The sequence below is a fragment of the Sphingomonas sp. PvP018 genome (assembly GCF_017876865.1).
Classification (GTDB): domain Bacteria; phylum Pseudomonadota; class Alphaproteobacteria; order Sphingomonadales; family Sphingomonadaceae; genus Sphingomonas; species Sphingomonas aerolata.
In genome coordinates this window covers 1,077,436-1,097,752 of the sequence record NZ_JAGIOU010000001.1, presented here as the reverse complement: position 1 = coordinate 1,097,752, position 20,317 = coordinate 1,077,436, and the positions used below count along the sequence as shown (strand labels likewise).

The 20,317-nt window shown below is 66.2% G+C and carries 21 protein-coding genes; 8 read left to right on the top strand and 13 right to left on the bottom strand.

The window, feature by feature from the left end; genetic code table 11:
- The first annotated feature begins 70 nt into the window (after positions 1-70).
- Together mutL and J3A66_RS04580 are read left to right on the top strand one after the other, a co-directional pair.
- Entirely contained in the window at positions 71-1,885 is a 1,815-nt protein-coding gene (gene mutL, locus J3A66_RS04585) for a DNA mismatch repair endonuclease MutL (protein ID WP_209567463.1), read from the top strand.
- Between the two features lie 534 nt (positions 1,886-2,419).
- The gene (locus J3A66_RS04580) at positions 2,420-2,722 is read left to right on the top strand and encodes a hypothetical protein (protein WP_209567461.1); all 303 of its coding nucleotides are present in this window, start codon (positions 2,420-2,422) and stop codon (positions 2,720-2,722) included.
- A 135-nt stretch (positions 2,723-2,857) separates the two neighbouring features.
- Here the strand turns inward: J3A66_RS04580 and J3A66_RS04575 are convergent, their stop codons facing one another.
- From J3A66_RS04575 to J3A66_RS04535, 9 genes are all read right to left on the bottom strand, one after another.
- Positions 2,858-3,169, bottom strand: coding sequence for a hypothetical protein (locus tag J3A66_RS04575; protein WP_031440198.1), 312 nt, complete (start codon positions 3,167-3,169; stop codon positions 2,858-2,860).
- Between the two features lie 206 nt (positions 3,170-3,375).
- The gene (locus tag J3A66_RS04570; protein WP_209567459.1) at positions 3,376-6,456 is read right to left on the bottom strand and encodes a TonB-dependent receptor; all 3,081 of its coding nucleotides are present in this window, start codon (positions 6,454-6,456) and stop codon (positions 3,376-3,378) included.
- A gap of 268 nt (positions 6,457-6,724) precedes the next feature.
- A complete protein-coding gene (locus J3A66_RS04565; protein ID WP_042466865.1) occupies positions 6,725-7,087 on the bottom strand; it encodes a Rap1a/Tai family immunity protein in 363 nt (120 codons plus the stop codon).
- A complete protein-coding gene (locus tag J3A66_RS04560) occupies positions 7,084-7,884 on the bottom strand; it encodes a hypothetical protein (RefSeq protein ID WP_209567457.1) in 801 nt (266 codons plus the stop codon). The genes J3A66_RS04565 and J3A66_RS04560 overlap by 4 nt, the downstream gene beginning before the upstream one ends.
- A gap of 76 nt (positions 7,885-7,960) precedes the next feature.
- Positions 7,961-8,272 carry a hypothetical protein gene (locus J3A66_RS04555; protein WP_031393980.1) on the bottom strand — a complete coding sequence of 104 codons (312 nt, stop codon included), beginning with the start codon at positions 8,270-8,272 and terminating at the stop codon, positions 7,961-7,963.
- 379 nt (positions 8,273-8,651) lie between these two features.
- On the bottom strand, positions 8,652-9,248 hold the full coding sequence (rplI, locus tag J3A66_RS04550; protein WP_209567456.1) for a 50S ribosomal protein L9: 597 nt from the start codon (positions 9,246-9,248) through the stop codon (positions 8,652-8,654).
- Between the two features lie 11 nt (positions 9,249-9,259).
- On the bottom strand, positions 9,260-9,484 hold the full coding sequence (rpsR, locus tag J3A66_RS04545) for a 30S ribosomal protein S18 (RefSeq protein WP_031393978.1): 225 nt from the start codon (positions 9,482-9,484) through the stop codon (positions 9,260-9,262).
- 2 nt (positions 9,485-9,486) lie between these two features.
- Positions 9,487-9,921 (bottom strand): 30S ribosomal protein S6, encoded by a 435-nt coding sequence (gene rpsF / locus J3A66_RS04540; RefSeq protein WP_031393977.1) that lies wholly within the window; start codon positions 9,919-9,921, stop codon positions 9,487-9,489.
- A 301-nt stretch (positions 9,922-10,222) separates the two neighbouring features.
- Entirely contained in the window at positions 10,223-10,579 is a 357-nt protein-coding gene (locus J3A66_RS04535; protein ID WP_031440824.1) for an RcnB family protein, read from the bottom strand.
- A 194-nt stretch (positions 10,580-10,773) separates the two neighbouring features.
- Here J3A66_RS04535 and fabD point away from each other — a divergent pair, with 194 nt between their 5' ends.
- The 6 genes from fabD (at position 10,774) to mltG (ending at position 15,788) form a co-directional block, all read left to right on the top strand.
- On the top strand, positions 10,774-11,733 hold the full coding sequence (gene fabD, locus J3A66_RS04530; RefSeq protein ID WP_209567454.1) for an ACP S-malonyltransferase: 960 nt from the start codon (positions 10,774-10,776) through the stop codon (positions 11,731-11,733).
- Between the two features lie 33 nt (positions 11,734-11,766).
- The gene (locus tag J3A66_RS04525; protein ID WP_209567452.1) at positions 11,767-12,186 is read left to right on the top strand and encodes a GxxExxY protein; all 420 of its coding nucleotides are present in this window, start codon (positions 11,767-11,769) and stop codon (positions 12,184-12,186) included.
- Between the two features lie 13 nt (positions 12,187-12,199).
- Entirely contained in the window at positions 12,200-12,937 is a 738-nt protein-coding gene (fabG, locus tag J3A66_RS04520) for a 3-oxoacyl-[acyl-carrier-protein] reductase (RefSeq protein ID WP_031440821.1), read from the top strand.
- A 161-nt stretch (positions 12,938-13,098) separates the two neighbouring features.
- A complete protein-coding gene (locus tag J3A66_RS04515; RefSeq protein WP_031393971.1) occupies positions 13,099-13,335 on the top strand; it encodes an acyl carrier protein in 237 nt (78 codons plus the stop codon).
- A gap of 121 nt (positions 13,336-13,456) precedes the next feature.
- Entirely contained in the window at positions 13,457-14,719 is a 1,263-nt protein-coding gene (gene fabF / locus J3A66_RS04510) for a beta-ketoacyl-ACP synthase II (RefSeq protein WP_031440820.1), read from the top strand.
- 100 nt (positions 14,720-14,819) lie between these two features.
- Positions 14,820-15,788 carry an endolytic transglycosylase MltG gene (mltG, locus tag J3A66_RS04505; protein ID WP_209567450.1) on the top strand — a complete coding sequence of 323 codons (969 nt, stop codon included), beginning with the start codon at positions 14,820-14,822 and terminating at the stop codon, positions 15,786-15,788.
- 251 nt (positions 15,789-16,039) lie between these two features.
- Here mltG and eda read toward each other — a convergent pair whose 3' ends face one another.
- The 4 genes from eda to pgl all read right to left on the bottom strand — a co-directional run bounded on the left by eda (position 16,040) and on the right by pgl (position 20,222).
- A complete protein-coding gene (gene eda, locus J3A66_RS04500) occupies positions 16,040-16,648 on the bottom strand; it encodes a bifunctional 4-hydroxy-2-oxoglutarate aldolase/2-dehydro-3-deoxy-phosphogluconate aldolase (RefSeq protein ID WP_031440818.1) in 609 nt (202 codons plus the stop codon).
- Positions 16,645-17,613 carry a glucokinase gene (gene glk, locus J3A66_RS04495; RefSeq protein WP_056681283.1) on the bottom strand — a complete coding sequence of 323 codons (969 nt, stop codon included), beginning with the start codon at positions 17,611-17,613 and terminating at the stop codon, positions 16,645-16,647. The genes eda and glk overlap by 4 nt, the downstream gene beginning before the upstream one ends.
- 88 nt (positions 17,614-17,701) lie before the next feature.
- Positions 17,702-19,516, bottom strand: a complete 1,815-nt coding sequence (edd, locus tag J3A66_RS04490) for a phosphogluconate dehydratase (RefSeq protein WP_209567448.1) — start codon at positions 19,514-19,516, stop codon at positions 17,702-17,704.
- A gap of 1 nt (position 19,517) precedes the next feature.
- Positions 19,518-20,222 (bottom strand): 6-phosphogluconolactonase, encoded by a 705-nt coding sequence (pgl, locus tag J3A66_RS04485; protein ID WP_031396120.1) that lies wholly within the window; start codon positions 20,220-20,222, stop codon positions 19,518-19,520.
- Between the last annotated feature and the right edge of the window lie 95 nt (positions 20,223-20,317).

Genomic DNA, 20,317 nt, shown 5'->3' with positions numbered 1-20,317 from the left:
AGCACCGGGTGCCTAATAAGCGGGCGTTTGCGGGTCGCGGGATGCCGTCGCTTGGTCTAGACGCAAACCCATGTCAATACGGCGTCTCCCCGAGCATCTCGTCAATCGTATCGCCGCCGGTGAAGTGGTGGAAAGACCCGCCAGCGCGTTGAAGGAGTTAGTCGAGAACGCGATCGACGCGGGCGCCGGACGCATCGCGATTCTCCTCGTCGAAGGCGGGACATCGCGCATCGAAGTCGCCGACGACGGATGCGGCATGACGCCCGCCGACATGATGCTCGCGCTCGAACGGCACGCAACCTCGAAGATGCCCGACGAGATCATCGAATCGGTCGTGACGCTCGGCTTTCGCGGCGAGGCGCTGCCCTCGATCGCCAGCGTCGCGCGGCTGACGATCGAAAGCCGGGTGAGGGGGGCCGAAGGCTGGTCGCGGATCGTCGACAATGGCCGCGTCGAGCGCGAGGGCCCCGCCGCGCTGCCCCCCGGCACGCGCGTCGTCGTCGAGGATCTGTTCGCGCGCGTCCCCGCCCGCCGCAAGTTCCTTCGCTCCCCACGCGCCGAATATGCCGCCTGTCTCGACGTCGTCCGCCGGCTCGCGATGGCGCGTCCCGATATCGGTTTCACGATCGAGCATGACGGCCGCCGCACGCTGGCGGCGACGCAGGTCGAGGACCGGCCGGGCCGCGTCGCGACGCTCACCGATCGCGCACTCGCTGACAATGCGGTCACGATCGATCTCGAACGCCCGGTCGACTCGGGCATGCTCGTGCTCGGCGGGGTCGCGAGTCTCCCCACTTACAATCGCGGCATCGCCGATCACCAGTATCTGTTCGTCAACGGCCGGCCGGTGAAGGACCGGCTGCTGATGGGCGCGATCCGCGGCGCCTATGCCGAGATGCTCCCGCGCGACCGGCACGCGGTCGTCGCGCTGTTCCTCGACGTCCCCACCGACCAGGTCGACGTCAACGTCCACCCCGCCAAGACCGAGGTCCGCTTCCGCGACCCCGCGATGGTCCGCGGCCTCATCGTCTCGGGCCTGCGCCGCGCGCTCGACGCCGCCGGCCACCGCAGCCAGCGCGCATCCGAGTCCGCCCTGTCGATGTGGCAGCCAGAAAACTCCTCTCCCCCCGGGGGAGAGGAAGGGGCCCGCCCGCAAAGCGGGTGGGAAGGTGAGGGCACGCCCCAAAGGCTACCCTTGGAATCCCGCAGCTACGCCAGCGTCAACGACACCCGCCCCACCTTCTTCGCCGCGCCCCCACAGGCCAGAGCCGAACCCGCCTGGACACCCCCGCCGCAAACCTCATCCTTCCCGATGGGTGTCGCCCGCGGCCAGGTCGCCAAGACCTATATCGTCGCCGAGGCGGAGGACGGTCTCGTCCTCGTCGATCAGCATGCCGCGCATGAACGCCTCGTCCTCGAACGGATGCGCGCTGCGCTCGCCGGCGGCACGGTCGCGAGCCAGGCGCTGCTGATCCCCGAGGTCGTCGAGCTCGACGAACCCGCCTGCGACCGGCTCGAGGCACGCGCCGCCGAGCTGTCAGACTTCGGGCTCGACCTCGAACGCTTCGGCGCGCGCGCGATGCTGGTCCGCGCGACCCCCGCCTTGCTCGGCCAGAGCGATCCCAAGGGGCTCGTCACCGACCTCGCGGACGAACTCGCCGCGTTCGACGAGGCGCTGTCACTGAAGGAACGGCTCGACGCGGTCGCCGGCACAATGGCGTGCCACGGCTCGGTCCGCGCCGGCCGCATCCTCTCGGTCGCCGAGATGAACGCGCTGCTCCGCGAAATGGAGATCACCCCCCATTCGGGCCAATGCAACCACGGCCGCCCCACCTGGGTAAAACTCGCGCACGGCGACATCGAGAAACTGTTCGGCCGCAAGTAAACGGTACGGCGAGGGGGGGGGGCGGGCGCCATCTCCCACGGCCCCCCACACTCCCGTTCGTGCTTATCGTAGATACAAGAGCTTTGACCAACGATAGTGTTCGACAGGCACTGCTCACGGTACCCCCCCCCAGCAGAACCGCCTGCCGAACGCACCGGCGTGTAATAAAACAGGCTGCTCAGGACTATTGTTAAGTTTGATCCCAGTATCCACAATTAACTATTGATACTACGATTTATGGAAAATACGCCTTTAAGACGTACCTCACGGCTAATGCGGACATGGATAAATCACAGAATGCATAACATAAGTTATGTTTTGAGATCGACTTCTTTGTGCTTCTGCGTACCCTGATTCGACGAGATACTTCAGTACTTTCGTGGCAGGAATGCTATCTGCTGCGAGCGTCGTCCATGGCCATTGTCAACCTTGTTAGTAACAGGTTAACTTGGCAGATGGATTAAGCTGACACTTCCACCTTCGCGTAATTGCAGACATTCGAAGCTTAGCGAGGTTGGAAGCAAAGGAGCGTTCATGCCCGGCAAAACATCTGGCAATTACCGTGACGCGTATGCTTCCGCTCGCGGCATCGCTGCTGTCTGGCACTCTATTGGGTCGAGCGGCAATGCTCGCGTTAGTTTCGCCGATGGCGATGGACAGTCCGTCGGCGCGTGGGCGCTGGTATTGTTCTTGCTCGCTCAGCCTGTCATGCTCGTCGCTGCTGTGACGGCGGGCTTTCTCTGCTATCGCCGATTGACGAAATGGCGCTTCGTCACTGCGCTCGCACTGCCGGCGTTGCACCTTCTCGGCATGAGGATTCTCATGCTCGCTTTATAGGCTGAAAGTCGAGTTTCCACCAAGTTGAGCCGTTGACACCGGCTGCCCGGTGCCCGGCGATAACGCCCTCACATCCGCGTCACAAAAAAAAAAGCCCCCACCGTCAGGTGAGGGCTCGTGACGTCAGGCGAAGTCTTACTTCTCGCCATTGTCCTTGACGCCCACGGTGGGCACGTCGACCGTTTCGGTCTCGGTCTTGACCTTGGGGACCTCGACTTCGGTCTTTTTCGTGCCGACGACGACCGCCTTAGAGTCGAGATCGACATTCGGCATGTCGCCGCCCTTGACGGAGACCTCCGGAAGCGAACCTTCCTTCACGTTGGCGCTCCAGAACCCGGTCGCAAAGAGGACACCGACGATGGCCGCAATGACGACAAGGACGATGACGATCGTCTTGCCTGCGCCGCTCTTCTGACGAATTGGCTCGCCGCCCCGATAATCTGACATTTAACTCTCCCTGTACTTACAACAGGTTCGAACACTCTCGACGCAGTCTTGTTCCGTTTGCGTCATGACGTCGAAATCGCCGGCGCCCGGCACGCGGAACTTATCGCGTTTTAAGCGCAACGCGACGGACGGACGCCGCCGGCTCCCGCACCAAAAAAAAGGGGGCCCGTCGCGAACGACGAGCCCCCCGATACACCCCGGTTCGATCAGAACCGCACGGTCGCCCCGACCGCAAGGTTGCGGCCCAGCGCGTCGTAGCGCGCGGGGATCGTGTTGCTGCGCGCCAGGCTGATGTCGTAGGAATTCGCCAGGATCGGCGGCGTCTTGTCGAGCAGGTTGTTCGCGATCAGCCGGAGCGAGAAGTCGCGCGACACGGCGAAGGTCAGCGCCAGGTCGAAATAATTCACCGGCGCGATCCTGTAGAAGGTCGTCCGCGCGCGGTCGGGCGTGCCGCCGATCGCCGGATCGCCCGAATTGTCCGCACTCGTCAGCGACCCGACATAGCGCCAGTTGAACGAGGTGCTGAAGATGCCGTCGCTCGTCGTATAGGTCGTCCGCAGCCCGTGCGACCATTTCGGCAGCAGCTGGCCGCAGCCATTGCCGTAATAGCCCGCGCAATTGCGCTTGGGCTGGAGCGGCGAATCCTGCCCGCCGGCAAAGGTGGTCAGCGACCCGTTGAAGTTCCAGTCGATCTTGCCGGCCCCGCCCAGACCCAGCGTATACTGGCTCTGGAAGTCCCAGCCGCGCGCGATCGAGAAATAATAATTGGTCGTGCCCGCGCGGATGAAGCCGCTGGTCGGGTTGTTCGCGGCGGCGGCGTAGAGGATGCCGGTGCCGGGCTGGCGGACGATCCCCGAGCAGAAGAACGGGTCGCCGTTCGACCGCTGGCAGCCATCGGTATAATAGCTGTCGTCGTTATAGCCGAGCGAGTTGTTGATCTTGATCCGGTAGCGATCGACCGAAAAGACCAGCCCGCGCAGGAAGCTCGGCTTCACGACCAGGCCATAGGTCTGGGTATAGGCGGTTTCCGGATCCGCGGTGAACCCGCCCGATCGCACCGTGCACTGGTCGTTCGGGCACAGCAGGGTCGCGCTGCCATAAAGTGCGTCGGACAGTCCGGTCGCCGCGCACACTTCGCGCGAGGCGATCGGCGTGGTCGTGGTGATCGTGCGGCCGGGATTGGCGGGGTCCGCGATCTGGCGCGGCACGGGGGCGCAGAAGTCGTTCTGCGATCCGCCCTGCCGGCTATAGTTGATCGCGGTCGCCTGGCGGATCTCGAACACCGTCGGCGCGCGCTGCGCCTTGTTGAACGACGCGCGGAACGTCAGGTCGCTGACCGGGGCATAGGTACCCTCGAGCTTCCACGTGTTGAAGGTCTTGGGATTGCTGCTGTATTTCGACACACGATAGCCGCCCGTGACCTGCAGCAGATGCGCGAAGCGGCGCTCCTCGATCAGCGGCGCCTGGACCTCGATGTTGGATTCCCACACGTCCTGGCTCAGGTTGAAATCCTCGCCGCCATTCTGCTCGCGGTAGATCGCATCCGCGGACGAGGCATAGCTGTCCTTGCGATATTCGCCGCCCAGCGCGATCGCGACGCCCTGGTTCGCAAAGGGCGAGGTGATTCCGTATTTGCCGAGGTCGCCGGTCACCGACGACACGATGTCCCACAATTTGGCGACGCCGGTCGAGGTGCCGCTGCGCGCGGTGAAGAGGTAATCGGCCAGCGGTCCGCCGAGCGTGCCCGCGCTGAACGCGTTGAACGGGACACAGGCCGGGTCGACCCCCGACACGGTCGCCGCGCAGGTCGGCGTGCCGTTGACGCTGACGACGTTGAGCGAGCGGTTCACCCGGTCGAAATCGGCGAAATTGCCGAAGGTGATGTCCTGCTGGTTGCGCGAGAACACGCCGCCCAGATCATAGGTCCACGCGTCGCCGACGGTGCCGCGGATGCCCGCGGTCGCGCGGATCCCCTTGTTCAGATAGACGTCGGGCGAGAAGGGCAGGTCGTTGAAGCGATAGCGCACGTCGAGCGGCGCGAGCGCCGACGTCCCCGCCTGCGCACCGCAGATCGTGCTGGCCTGCGACGTCGACAGGAACGGGTTGTTGCAGTTCACCTGATACGGCGTGTCGCCATAGGCGGTGTAGCTGTAGACGCGCGTCGGATAGGGGTTCACTGACCTGTCGCGGAACCAGATCCCCGAACCATAGAGCTCGAGCTCGGGCGCGATCTTCGCGCTGACGAAGCCGCCGGCGGTATAGCGTTCGAATTCGCGCTGGTAGGAATAGCCGTCATAGGGGTTGGCCGCGTTGCCCGCGCCTGCGCCGTAGGGCACGAACGTCCGCGTGCCGGCGGGATCGTTGACATAGCCGACGCCGCTGTTCGCCCCGCTGCGCGGCGAAATATAGCCGCTCGGCGAATAGGTCGACAGCGAGCAGGACAGCGGGCCGTCCTTGCCGGTCTGGACCAACTGGCATGCCGAGCTCGACCGTGCGTCATAGGGGACGTCATTGGCCTGGCGGTAATTGACGAAGCCCGACACGCGCAGCGCGCCGTCGAACAGCTTGGTGCCCGCGGTCAGCGTGACGTCGGACCGGCCGCCGTCATTGGTCAGCCCGCGCGGCGCCTCGAACGCGTTCGCGCGCGCCAGCGGCGACACGATCGTGTCCTTGTTCTCGTGATTGTAGAAGCTGTAATTGCCGTCGAGCTGGATCCCCTCGAAATCCTTCTTCAGGATGAAATTCACCACGCCCGCGACCGCGTCCGATCCATAGACCGACGACGCGCCGCCGGTCAGCACGTCGACGCGTTCGAGCAGCGAGGGCGGGATGATGCCGACGTCCTGGCCGTTCTGCGTGCCCAGCCGCTTGCCGTCGACCAGCACCAGCGTCCGCTCGAAGCCCAGGCTGCGCAGTTTGATCCGCTGGCGGCCGTCCGAATCCTGATAGGTCTGCTGGCTGTCGGGCGACACCTGCGGCAGGCGGTTGAGCACGTCCTCGACGGTGATCGCCGCCTGTGCGCGGATGTCCTGCGCGGTGACCGAGGTGATCGGCGCGGCCGATGTCATGTTGGGGCGCTGGATCCGCGATCCGGTGACGACGATCATGTCGTCGGACACGGTCTTGGCCGTATCGCCCGCGGCGAACGCGGTCTGCGCATCGGCCTCGACCTTGGCCTGGGCCGGCGTCGCCGGGCTGTCCGTCGCGGTCTGCGCCGCAGCGGGGATCGCCGTCAGCAACAGCGATCCGGCAAGTGCAATATAGGACGTGGTATGTCTGAAGTTCATGAAGGCCCCCTTGTCCGGCTGCGCGTTCGCGCTTGGTCCGGTTCCGGGGACATGAATTCTCCATTATGACTTATATGACAATACCCAAATATGACCGATTCATACGAATGTTGCGACGACGTTCAGAATAGGCACTATTTCGGTTATCGAAGGCCACCGCCGTTCACCATGGCGTTGCACATTGCCATTCCGCCCGCCGACGAATCGTCGCGGGTGGCACTTCGGCGGATTGTCATAGGGCCGTACCGCTACCGGTACGGCGGGCAGGCTAGCGTTTGGCGTTCCGCTTGCACGCAAAGGACCGGCGCAGCGCATCGCGGACCACGAAGATCGGCGCGGCTTTCGCCTTCTTCCCCTTGGTGCGCAGATATTTGCGCGTCGTCGCCACCGCGTCGATCGTCGAGCCCTTGGTCGCCGACGGGCAGATCTCGCGCGCCATCGACAGCGTGTCGAACGCGCCGAGGATATAGCCCGTGCAGAAGCTCGGCGCGGGGTCCGCATCCTTGCCGCGGCACTGCGCGATCAGCTCCTCGGTGGTCAGCGCGCTCACCACCACGGGGCGGTCGGCGCGAGCGGGGGTGCGGGCAGGAGCGGGGGCAGCGGCCACCGCGGCGAGCCAGAGCAGGATCATGTCGGTTCGCTTTCCGCACCAGGGGTCGCCGCGACCGGCGTCGGCTTCAGATAGGGCAGCAGCCGGGCCCGCGGAAACACGTCGTCGAGCGTCCGGCTCTCGGGCAGGATATACACCACGCCGCCCTTGCGGCGGAACAGCGGGCTCAGCTCGCCGGTATAGAATTTGCTGCCGACATTGATGCAGCCAAAGCTGATCCGGTTGTCGTCGGGGCTCGGCGACACCAGCCGCTCGACCCGGCGTTCCTTTTTATGCGTCGTGATCACCGCATGGATCGCGACCGAATTGGCATAGTCGACCCACAGTACCGACTGGCGTCCGAACGCGCGCCCGAACTTCGTGACGAACCGGCCCGCAGGCGTGGTCCGCTCGGCGGGCCCGATCTCGGCCAGATCCTTCGCGCCGACGCCCGGCGACGAATCGTCACCGATTCCGACGCCGAGCAGCACCGGCGTCTGCCCGAGATATGCGCCCTTCGCATCGAACAGCAGCAGCGACGCCGCCTGCTTGTCGATCACCGCATAGGGCAGGCCGGCATTGTCCTTCGCCGCCGCGACCCAGGCGACGATCTGGTCCGCGGCCGGCGACAGCAGCGGCAGCGCGAGCGGCACGACCGGGGCGGCCACCGCCACCCCGCGCCGCGGCTTCGCGCGCGTCTTGCCACCCGCCTTGCCACCAGTCTTCGCGGCGACCTTGGCGCCGGCAGCGGCCGCCAGCGGCACCGGCGCGGCGACGAGCGCCAGCGCCAGGCCGGCAAGCGCCGCCGCCCGGTACCGTCCCGGTAACGGCCCTCTCACGCGCAAGATCCTCTCACGATTGCGATCCTGCGCGGCGAAAGCCGTCCCGGGTATTGGCATGGATGCAGGGTCAGGCTCAGCCGCGCGGCTTGCGCTGGCGCTGCTGCATCTGCTGCTGCATCTTCTGCTCCATGCCGTCGACGCGACCGTTGATCTGGTCGATCCGCTGGCCGTTCTGCTGCGCCTGGCCGGCTGCGGCCTGTGCCTGGGTCAGTGCCTCGCCCGACGTGCCCTCGACGGTCCGCAGGCGGCCGTCCATGCCGTCGATGCGCGTGTTGACGGTCGCGATCTGCTCGCGGACAAAGCCCTTGGTGGCGCAACCGCCCAGCCCGATCGACCCGATCAGCAGGAGGGCAACCGTCGGATATTTCTGGAGACTCGTACGCATTATTTTAACCTTTCCAAAAACTGGAACCTGCACTCAGCGATCACAATCGCGCGCTGACAATCGATTTTGGCCAGAATGTGCGTCTTCTGCGGTGGAGCAGGGGGCGGGGTGAATGCCGCCGGTCCGCCGCGCCGCGCGGTTCATCTGCCCGCAACCTTTCACCGGCCTTGGGCATTATCGCCGCGTCCCTTTTCATAGAGTTTGCCGGCCATGAAACAGATCCTCCCCGTCATCTTCGCGCTCGTGCCCCTCGCCGCGATGGTCGGTGCCTGCGTCACCTGCCCCTGAGCCGCTGGCGTTCCTGCCGCGGACATGAAAAAGGCCCGCCCGGATCGCTCCGGACGGGCCTTTTTCGATTTGGCCAGGAAAGGCGAGGGGGTTAGCCCTGTGCCTCTTCCTCCTGGTCGCGCGGGGCTTCGGCGGTCGCGCCGGGCTCTGCGTTCGGATCGTAATCCTCGACGAAGCCAGCCTCGTCACGCTCGAACATCGACGACATGACGTCGACGCCCTGAGCCTGCATCTCGGCTTCTTCCGGCGACCGGGCGACGTTGACCTTGACGGACACCGACACCTCGGGGTGGAGTGCAACCTTGACGGTGTACACGCCGATCGCCTTGATCGGCTTGTCGAGCACGATCGCCGACTTGCCGACCTTGTGACCATCGGCCACCAGCGCATCGACCAGATCGCGAACCGCGACCGAACCGTAGAGCTGACCGGTGTTCGACGCCTGACGGATCAGGGTCACGCTCGCGTCGTTGAAGGTCTTCGCTTCGGTCTCGGCATCGGCACGACGCGATGCGTTGTCCGACTCGATCCGCGCACGGTTCGCTTCGAAAACCTTGCGGTTGGCTTCGTTCGAACGAAGCGCCTTCTTGTTCGGGAGAAGGAAGTTACGGGCATAGCCGTCCTTGACCTTCACCACGTCGCCGATGGCGCCGAGCTTTTCGACGCGCTCAAGCAGAATGACGTCCATGGGGGCGCTCCTTACTTAACGATGTAGGGCAGCAGGCCCAGATGACGCGCACGCTTGATGGCCTGGGCCAGTTCGCGCTGCTTCTTTGCGGCCACCGAAGTGATACGCGACGGGACGATCTTGCCACGCTCGGACACGAAGCCCTGCAGCAACCGGACGTCCTTATAGTCAATCCGGGGAGCGTCTTTGGCAGAGAACGGGCAGCTCTTGCGGCGGCGGAAGAATGGACGTGCCATGATTATTCAGCTCCCTCTTCGCGGTCACGACGGGGACCACGGTCCGGACGATCGCCGCGGTCAGGACGGCCTTCACGGCCACCTTCGCGGTCGCCGCGACGCTCACGGTCGCGGTCCGACTTGCGCATCATCACGGTCGGGCCCTCTTCGAGCGTGTCGACCTTGACCGTCATGTAACGGATGATGTCTTCGTTGATCTGCGTCTGGCGCTCCAGCTCTGCGATCACGTTGCCCGGGGCATCGATCTCGAGCATCACATAGTGCGCCTTGCGGTTCTTGGCGATCTTGTACGCCAGCGAACGCAGGCCCCAGTTCTCGGTCTTTACGACCCGACCTTCGTTGTCGTTCACGATCTTGGTGGCGATTTCCGCCAGAGCGTCCACCTGCGCCTGTGCCAGATCCTGGCGCGCAAGGAACACGTGCTCGTAAAGAGCCATGTCTTGTCCTTCGTCTTGGCCGATCGCTGATACACGCCCCATGCGTGCACCCCTCCGGCTGTCGTCTAGAATGCAAACCGGGGCAAGGGACGCGAATCCCTCACCCCGGTTGCGATGGCCCTTACCCGATTGGCGGGGAAAGGCAAGGTGTCGGTGGTCCGTCTGTTTCCCCGTCATCCACCCCTCAACCGTCATCCTGACGAAAGTCAGGACCCAGGGTCAGGCAGGGCGGTCCTCGGTTACTCTGGGTCCTGACGTTCGTCAGGATGACGGAGCAACCGAAGCTACCGGGCCTCAATCCTTACCGGAACGCGCCACCACGCACCTGGACCACATTGCCGCGGCCGTTGACCAGCAGCGCGTCACGACCCGAACGGACCCACTGGCTGCCACGCGGCGGGGCGGCGAGGCGATAGTTGCGGTAGGTCGTGATCACCCGGTAGTTCTGCGCATAGCGGCGGTCGAACCGCTGGCCGGTGCGGAAATTGCGATACTGGTTCGGGCGGACGGTGGTCCGCTTGGTGACGACGGTGCGGCCATTGTTGTTCTGGCGCACGGTGGTCACTTCGCGACGCGCTTGCGCCTCGGCCGGAGCGGCGGCCAGCAGCGGGCTGGCGACGAGGGTGGCGGCAAGCGCGCTGAGGATGAACTTCTTCATGATACTCTCCCGTTGAAACACGGCGCCGATGCTGCGGCGTCCTCCATAATCTGGGGGCCGCTTGTCGCAGGCGCTTGTCGCAGGGGTCGCGAATTGGTCGCATTTTGTCGCAAACCCGCCAGCTTCGTTCAGGTTCGCGCGGTTGCAACTCGGGCCACACCTTTCTAGTCCGCCCGCTTCAAAGAGGAGAGGTCATGCGCGCGTTCATCTTCCCCGGCCAGGGGAGCCAGTCTGTCGGCATGGGCAAGGCGCTCGCCGATGCCAGCGCCACCGCGCGCGAGGTCTTCGCCGAAGTCGACGAGGCGCTCGGCCAGAATCTGTTCCGGCTGATGAGCGAGGGGCCGGCCGACGAGCTGCTCCTCACCGAGAATGCACAGCCCGCGATCATGGCGAACGCGATCGCCACGCTGCGCGTCGCCGAGAAGGAGGGCGGCCTGCGCCTCGCCGACAAGGCCGACTATGTCGCCGGGCACAGCCTCGGCGAATATACCGCGCTCTGCGCCGCGGGTGCGCTCGACCTGTCGACCACCGCGCGGCTGCTCAAGCTGCGCGGCCGGGCGATGCAGGCGGCGGTGCCGGTGGGCGAGGGCGCGATGGCCGCGCTGCTCGGCACCGACCTCGAAAAGGCGCAGCTGATCGCGGGCGCCGCGGTCGATTCGATCCTCGCCGAGGGCGGGGCGGAGCTTATCTGCACCGTCGCCAACGACAATGACCCGTCGCAGGTCGTGATCTCGGGCCACCGCCTCGCGATCGAGAAGGCGATCGGCCTCGCCAAGGATCTCGGCGCCAAGCGCGCGGTCCTGCTCCCGGTCTCCGCGCCGTTCCACTGCCCGCTGATGCAACCCGCCGCCGAGGCGATGGAAGCCGCGCTCCTCGACGCCGACCTCCGCGCGCCGCTGGTGCCGGTGTTCGCCAATGTCGACGCGGTCGCCGTCGCCAACCCCGGCGCGATCCGCCACCTGCTCGTCCAGCAGGTTACCGGCATGGTCCGCTGGCGCGAATCGGTGCTCGCAATGCACGCAGCCGGCGTCGGCCACTTCGTCGAATTCGGCGGCAAGGTCCTCGCCCCCATGGTAAAACGCACCGCCCCCGACGCCGAAACCACCAGCGTCATCACGATGGACGACATCGAGGCGTTGATTAAGCTACTGTAGATTTCGCGCAGAGGCGCAGAGGACGCAGAGCCCATGAAAGATATCGATGTGGTCAGCGGCGATGTCCTGGATGTCGCTCTGCGACTGCATCGTGATCTTGGACCGGGCCTGCTCGAAAGCGTCTATGAAGCGGTGCTTGCCGGTCGGCTGGCGGCGATGGGCTATGCTGTGGTCCGCCAGCGGCCAATCGACATCGCGTTCGAAGGCTTGCACTTCGAGGCCGCATTTCGGATCGATCTTCTTGTCGACGACCGCCTGGTCGTCGAGATCAAATCGGTCGAGCGCCTTCTCCCCGTGCACGCAAAGCAACTGCTGACCTATCTCAGATTGACCAGACAGCCCGTCGGGCTGCTCATCAACTTCGGCGGCGCTACCCTGAAAGAGGGCGTCCGCCGCCTCGTTAACAACCACCGCCCCTCTGCGTCCTCCGCGTCTCTGCGCGAACCAATATAGAATCGGAGTTAGAATGTTCGACCTCACAGGCATGACCGCCCTCGTCACCGGCGCATCGGGCGGGATCGGGTCCGAGATCGCCCGGGCCCTCGCCGCACAGGGCGCGCGCCTCGCTATATCCGGCTCCAACGCCGCCAAGCTCGACGCCTTCCTCGCCACCCTCGGCGGCGATCACGTTGCGCTGCCCTGCGACCTGTCCGACCCCGCCGCGGTCGACGCGCTCGTCCCCCAGGCGGTCGAAAAGCTCGGCAAGATCGACATCCTCGTCAACAATGCCGGCGTCACCCGCGACAATCTCGCGATGCGGATGAAGGACGACGAGTGGGACAGCGTCATCCGCGTCAATCTCGAAGCCGCGTTCCGCCTGATGCGCGCCGCCGCCAAGCCGATGATGAAGGCGCGCTTCGGCCGGATGATCTCGGTCACCTCGATCGTCGGCGTCACCGGCAATCCCGGCCAGGCCAATTACGCCGCGTCGAAGGCGGGCCTGATCGGCATGTCGAAATCAATGGCGCAGGAGCTCGCCAGCCGCGGCATCACCGTCAACTGCGTTGCCCCCGGCTTCATCACCTCGCCGATGACCGACGCGCTCCCCGACGCGCAGAAGACCGCGCTGACGACGAAGATTCCGGCCGGCCGGCTGGGCGAGGGCGCGGACATCGGCGCCGCGATCGTCTATCTCGCCAGCCGCGAGGCGGGCTATGTCACCGGGCAGACGCTGCACGTGAATGGCGGGATGGCGATGATCTGACGTCACGGATCCGCGGCATGAGCCGGGCTAACGCCCGGTTTTCGCCCGCAATCGCGCAAAGCGACCCGGCAAGGCGATGAACTGACCCTTGCCACGAAACGGACCCCGTTCTACGGGCGTTCAGGAACTGGTAAAAACCCCCAAAGATAGAGGGAACGAACATGAGCGAGACCGCAGACCGCGTGAAGAAGATCGTCGTCGAGCATCTCGGCGTCGAAGCCGACAAGGTGACCGAAGATGCGAGCTTCATCGACGATCTGGGTGCCGACAGCCTCGACATCGTCGAGCTGGTCATGGCGTTCGAAGAAGAATTCGGCGTCGAGATTCCTGACGACGCGGCCGAGAAGATCGCGACCGTCAAGGACGCGATCACCTATATCGACGAGCACAAGGCCTGATCAGGGCTTGAGGTCCGATCCGTCGGGCTTGCCCTGGTGGCTATGATCTGAGCGGCTCCCCGTCCTTGGGCTAAGAGGGCGGGGAGCCGTTTCGTTTTGGAAGCATGTGGAGTTTGAGGTCATGCGGCGTGTCGTCGTAACCGGGCTAGGCCTGGTCACCCCCCTGGGGGCCGATGTTGAAACGGCTTGGGCGAACATTCTCGCCGGCAAGTCGGGGGCGGGCCCGATCACCCGGTTCGATGCGTCGGACCAGGTCTGTCGCATCGCCTGCGAGGTGAAGCCCGCAGACCATGAATATGGCTTCGATCCCGCCAAGCGCGTCGACCACAAGGTCCAGCGCCAGGTCGATCCCTTCATCATCTACGGCATCGACGCCGCGGGCCAGGCGCTCGAAGACGCCGGCCTGACCGAGATGACGGTCGAGGAGAGCTGGCGCGCGGGCGTGTCGATCGGCTCGGGCATCGGCGGGCTGCCGGGTATCGAGAGCGAATCGATCGTCCTCCACACCAAGGGGCCACGCCGCGTCTCGCCGCACTTCGTCCACGGCCGCCTCATCAACCTGATCTCGGGTCAGGTCTCGATCAAATATGGTCTGCGCGGACCCAACCATGCGGTCGTCACCGCCTGCTCGACCGGCGCGCATGCGATCGGCGACGCCGCGCGGATGATCGCGATGGACGATGCCGACGTGATGCTCGCGGGCGGCGCGGAGGGCACCGTCTGCCCGCTCGGCATCGCCGGCTTCGCCCAGGCGCGCGCGCTGTCGACCAACTTCAACGATTCGCCCGAAAAGGCCTCGCGTCCCTATGACAAGGACCGCGACGGCTTCGTGATGGGCGAGGGCGCGGGCGTGCTCGTGCTCGAGGAATATGAACACGCCAAGGCGCGCGGCGCGAAGATCTATGCCGAGGTGATCGGCTATGGCCTGTCGGGCGACGCCTATCACGTCACCGCACCGCATCCCGAAGGCGACGGTGCGTTCCGTTCGATGCAGATGGCGATCAAGAAGTCGGGCCTCAAGCTCGAGGACATTGATTACATCAACGCGCACGGCACCTCGACGCCGATGGGCGACGAGCTCGAACTCGGCGCGGTCCGCCGGCTGTTCGGCGATGCGATCTCGGGCCTGTCGATGTCGTCGACCAAGTCGGCGATCGGCCATCTGCTCGGCGGCGCAGGCGCGGTCGAGAGCATCTTCTGCATCCTCGCACTGCGCGACCAGATCGTGCCGCCGACGCTCAACCTCGACAATCCGAGCGACAGCTGCATCGGCGTCGACCTCGTGCCGCACGTCGCCAAGAAGCGCGAAGTCCGCGCGGTGCTGAACAACTCGTTCGGCTTCGGCGGCACCAACGCCTCGCTTGTGATGACGCTGGTAAAGTAACCGCTGCGCCCCGGCGAAGGCCGGGGTCCAGTTGGAATGGTCTATCGATAGAAGCGAGCCGTTCGCCCAACTGGGCCCCGGCCTCCGCCGGGGAACTTTAATGCGCAAGGTCGGCTGTTTCGGAGTGATCCTCGCCCTCGTGGCGATCGTCGCGCTGTTCCTCGTCGTCCAGGGCTGGGGCGGCGCCGGGCCGGCCGCGCGTACGCTCACCGTCCAGGTGCCGCAGGGGTCGAGCCTCGCCGCCGCCGCGACCGAACTCGAAAAGGCCGGCGCGATCCGCTCCGCCAGCCGCTTCCGCCTCTACGCACGCATCTTCGGCTCGGGCGATCCGATCAAGGCGGGCGAATACCGCATCCCCGCAAAGGCCAGCCCGTCCGACATCCTGAAGCTGATGCAGGGCGGCAAGGTCGTCCAGCGGCTGGTCGCGGTCCCCGAAGGCTATCCCTCGGTCCTCGTCCACGACGCGCTGATGAAGGCCGACGGGCTGACCGGCACCGTGCCCGTCCCCGCCGAAGGCTCGATCCTGCCCGACAGCTATGCGTTCGAACGCGGCGACACGCGCGCCACGGTCGTCGCGCAGATGCAGTCGGCGATGACCGCCTATCTCGCCAAGGCCTGGGCGGCGCGCAAGCCGGGCATCGCGGTGGCGACCCCCGAACAGGCGATCATCCTCGCCTCGATCGTCGAGAAGGAAACCGGCAAGCCGTCCGAGCGTCGCATGGTCGCCGCGGTCTATGGCAACCGCCTGCGCGTCGGCATGCCGCTCCAGGCGGATCCGACCGTCATCTACCCGATCACCAAGGGTCGCCCGCTCGGCCGCCGCATCCTGCGTTCCGAACTGCAGGCGAAGAACGGCTACAACACCTATGCCAGCCCCGGCCTGCCGCTCGGCCCGATCGCCAATCCCGGCCGCGCCTCGATCGACGCGGTGCTCGACCCGGCGCAGACCCAGGCGCTGTATTTCGTCGCGGACGGCACCGGCGGCCATGTGTTCGCCGACACGCTCGACCAGCACAACGCCAACGTCCGCAAATGGTACGCGATCCGCAAGGCCCGCGGCGAGATGTGATCGCCCCCTCGGCGCCTGACAGCATGGCGCCGGGTCGCTCAGCCACCCCGTTCGTCCCGAGTAGCTGCTGAGCGAAGTCGAAGCGGCGTATCGAGGGACAATTGGCGCACGGGCCCCCTCCGTCGATACCCCCTCTTCGGATAAGCGGTGCTTCGATACGAGCCCTCGATATGCCCCATCGGGGCTACTCGGTCTCTACTCGGCACGAACGGGGAGGGGGGACGTGGGCACCAGTGCCGCACGTCCGATCCTTACCCCCGCAACGCGTTCGCCGCGCGCGCCTTCATCTCGATCTCGGCCATCGTGCCGCCGGTCACCCAGCTCCCGCCGACGCACAGCACCGGCTTGAACGCCAGCCACTCGGGCGCGCTGGCCTCGGTGATCCCGCCGGTCGGGCAGAACCGCGCTTGGTAGAACGGCGCCGCCAGCGCCTTCAGCGCCTTCAGCCCACCGCTCGCCTCCGCCGGGAAGAACTTGAAATGCGTGAGGCCGAGGTCGAGCCCGGTCATGATGTCCGCCGCATTGGCGATGCCCGGCAGGAACGGCACGCCGCTCTCGATGATCGGCGTCGCGAGCCGCTCGGTCAGGCCGGGCGAGACGATGAACTCGGCGCCCGCGTCCATCACTTCGGCGAACTGGCGCGTGTTGACGACGGTGCCCGCACCGACGATCGCGCCCTCGACCTTCTTCATCTCGGCGATCGCCTCGAGCGCGGCACCGGTGCGCAGCGTCACCTCGAGCACGCGCAGCCCGCCCGCGACAAGCGCTTCGGCGAGCGGACGGGCCAGCGCCGCGTCCTCGATCACCAGCACCGGGATGACGGCGCTGGTCTGCATGATGTCTGCGATAGTTGCGGTCATTGCGTGTGTTCCTGTGCGAAGGCAGCCGCGGCGCCGAACAGGCCGGGCTGGGGATGGGTGATCAGCTTGACGGGCATCGCCGCCATCATCGTCTGGAACCGGCCCTTGGCGACGAAGCGCTGGTCGAAGCCCGAGCGGACAAGGCGGTCCTTGATTCGGAAGCCGAGCCCGCCCGCGATCACCACCGCCTTGGCGCCTTGCGCGAGCGCAAGATCGCCCGCCACCGCGCCGAGCGCGAGGCAGAAGCGGTCGAGCGCTGCGAGCGCGATCGAATCGGTGCCGTCGATCGCTTCGGTCCAGATCGTCCGGTCGTCGCGGCTGGGCACCGAACGCCCCTCCATCTCGGCCAGCGTCTCGTAGATCGCGACGATCCCCGGCCCGGCGACGACGCGCTCGGCGGAGACCCGCGTGAAGGTCTTGCGCAGCCGCTTGAGCAGCGCGTCCTCGATCCCGTCGAGCGGGGCGAAGTCCATGTGACCGCCCTCGGTCTCGAGCACCTGGTACCGGTCGCGGTTGCGCAGCAGCTGTGCGACGCCCAGGCCGGTGCCCGGCCCACAGATCGTCGTGATCCCCTCGGACGGCAGCGGCGTGTCGGGGCCGCACAGATGGATGAAGTCGCTGTCGGGAACCTGCGCGACGGCATGGCCGACCGCGCCGAAATCATTGACGACGACCCACTGGTCCGCGTTCAGCCGCTCGGTGATCAGCGACTTGCGGATGATCCACGGATTGTTGGTCAGCCGGATCACGTCGTTGGCGACGGGCGACGCGACCGCGATGCCCAGCGCGCGGGGCAGGGGCCGTCCCAGCCCCGCCTCGAACGCCTGATAGGCGGTCTGCAGCGACGCGTGGTCGGCGGTCTTCATCGTCACCGGCTCGCCCAGCTTGACGACGCGGCCATTCTCGACCTCGGCAATCGCAAAGCGCGCATGCGTCCCGCCGATATCTGCCGCTACGATTTCCATTGGTCTCTCCCGATCCTTGATCTCTTATCGCCGTTCGTCCTGGGCGACGTCGAAGGACATCGCCCGGAACGAACGGTAGGCGCGGGCTCTAGAGCCCCGCGCCCGCCAGCATCGCCGACGCGCCCTTTTCGGCCTCGTCGGCCAGCCCGCGGAACATGCCGAACAGCTCGCGGCCCATGCCGCTGACCGCGGGGGGCAGCGTCACCATCTCGCGCGTCGCCCACACGTCTGCATCGACCAGCGCTTCCAGCGTGCCGTTGACCGCATCGACGCGGATCATGTCGCCGTCGCGGATCAGGCCGATCGCGCCGTCGAGCAGCGCTTCGGGCGAGCAATGGATCGCGCACGGCACCTTGCCGCTCGCGCCCGACATGCGCCCATCGGTGACCAGCGCCACCTTGAACCCGCGATTCTGCAGCACGCCCAGCGGCGGGGTCAGCTTGTGCAGCTCGGGCATGCCGTTCGCGCGCGGCCCCTGGAAGCGGACGACGACGACGACGTCCTTTTCCAGCTCGCCGCGCTTGAACGCCTCGATCACGTCGAGCTGGTCGTCGAACACCATCGCGGGTGCCTCGACGATCCAGCGATCGCGCTCGACCGCGGACACCTTGATGCACGCGCGGCCGATATTGCCCGCGAGGATCCGCATGCCGCCATCCGCCGAGAACGGCGCGCTGGCCGGACGCAGGATCGTCTCGTCACCGCTGTCGGGCGTGTCGCGCCATTCGAGCGCGCCGTCCGCGACCACCGCGGTCTTCGCATAGGCCGACAGGTCCTGCCCGCCGATCGTCATGATGTCGCCGTGGAGCAGCCCTTCGCCCAGCAGTTCGCGGATCACATAGGGCATGCCGCCCGCCGCCTCGAACGCGTTCACGTCCGCCGAGCCATTGGGATAGACACGCGCGATTAGCGGCACCGCGGCCGACAGGCGATCGAAATCCTCCCAGTCGATCACGATCCCCGCCGCACGCGCGATCGCGGGGACGTGGAGCAGATGGTTCGTCGAGCCGCCCGTCGCGAGCAGGCCGACCGCCGCATTGACGATCGCGCGCTCGTCGACGCAGCGGCCGAGCGGCCGGTAATCGTCGCCGCGCGCCCCGATCTTCGCGAGCCGATGCACCGCCGCGCGCGTCAGTTCCTGACGCAGCTTCGTGCCCGGATTGACGAACGCCGCGCCCGGCATGTGGAGGCCCATGACCTCCATCATCATCTGGTTGGTGTTGGCGGTGCCGTAGAAGGTGCAGGTGCCCTTCGAATGATAGGCGCCGATCTCCGCCTCGAGCAGTTCCTCGCGCCCGACCAGGCCCTCGGCGAACTTCTCGCGCACCGCGGCCTTGGCCTTGTTGGGCAGCCCGGTCGGCATCGGCCCGCCCGGGATCAGCACCATCGGCAGATGCCCGAAGCGCAGCGCGCCCATCAGCAGCCCCGGCACGATCTTGTCGCAGATGCCGAGCAGCGCCGCGCCCTCGAACGTGCCGTGGCTCAGCGCGATCGCGGTGCTCAGCGCGATCGTGTCGCGGCTGAACAGCGACAGCTCCATCCCCGGATAGCCTTGCGTCACGCCGTCGCACATCGCCGGCACGCCGCCCGCGACCTGCGCGGTGGCACCGGCCTCGCGTGCCCAGACCTTCATCAGTTCGGGATAGCGGTAATAGACCGCATGCGCCGACAGCATGTCGTTATACGCCGTCACGATGCCGATGTTCATGCCGGCATCGGCCTTCATCGCATCGCGGTCCTCCTCGGTCCCCGCATAGGCATGCGCGAGGTTCGCACAGCCCAGCGACGGCCGGCGCACCTGCGCCTCGCCCTCGCGGTCGATCAGCGCGAGATAGGCGGCGCGGCTGTCGCGCGACCGTTCGATGATCCGGTCGGTGACCGCGGAGACGACGGCGTTCAGCATCTCAGGCGGCCCAGTGGATGTCGACGGGCAGCTCGACCTCGGCCAGCACACGCCCGATCGGATATTTGGACGACGGGCCCTGCTCGATCGCCTGTTCGAGCAGCGTCTTCTTCTCCTCGCCGGTGATCATGATCATCAGCGCCTTGGACGAAGCGATCGCCGCGGCGGACAGGGTGACGCGCGCGACCGGCGCCTCCGGCGGCAGCGGCTCGGGCATCACGCCCACCGCGCGGCGTTCCTTGGGACCGCTCAGCGCCTCGTCGAAATCGGGGCCGGGGAAGATCGACGCGGTATGGCCGTCGGTGCCCATGCCGAGCAGGCAGAAGTCGAGCGGCCAGTGCAGGTCCTGCATCAGCGCATCCGCCGAGCGGCCAGCGGCCTTGTAGTCGGAGATCGCATCGGGGACGATCGGCTTCACCCGCGCACCCTTGGGCAGGAAGATCTTGGCGAGCGCGGTGACGTTCGACATCGGATCGCCCAGCTTCACGATCCGCTCGTCGCCGGGGATGATCGTGACCTTCTTCCAGTCGAGCTTGGCCTGGGCGAGCTTCTCATACGCCGCCATCGGCGTCTTGCCGCCCGCCAGCGCGATCACCGCCGAGCCGCGCGCGTCGAGCGCGCTCTCGATGACGAACTGGATGTCGCCGGCAACCGCGGCTGCGAGCTCCTCGGTGTCCTCGTAATCCCACCATTCGATCTCGGTCATATGCTCAAACTCACTTAGAAATTAGTGTTCGTGCCCAACAGTTCAGGTCGTGTCCGCCAGTCCCGTTCGTACCCAGCAGTCCCGCTCCTACTCAG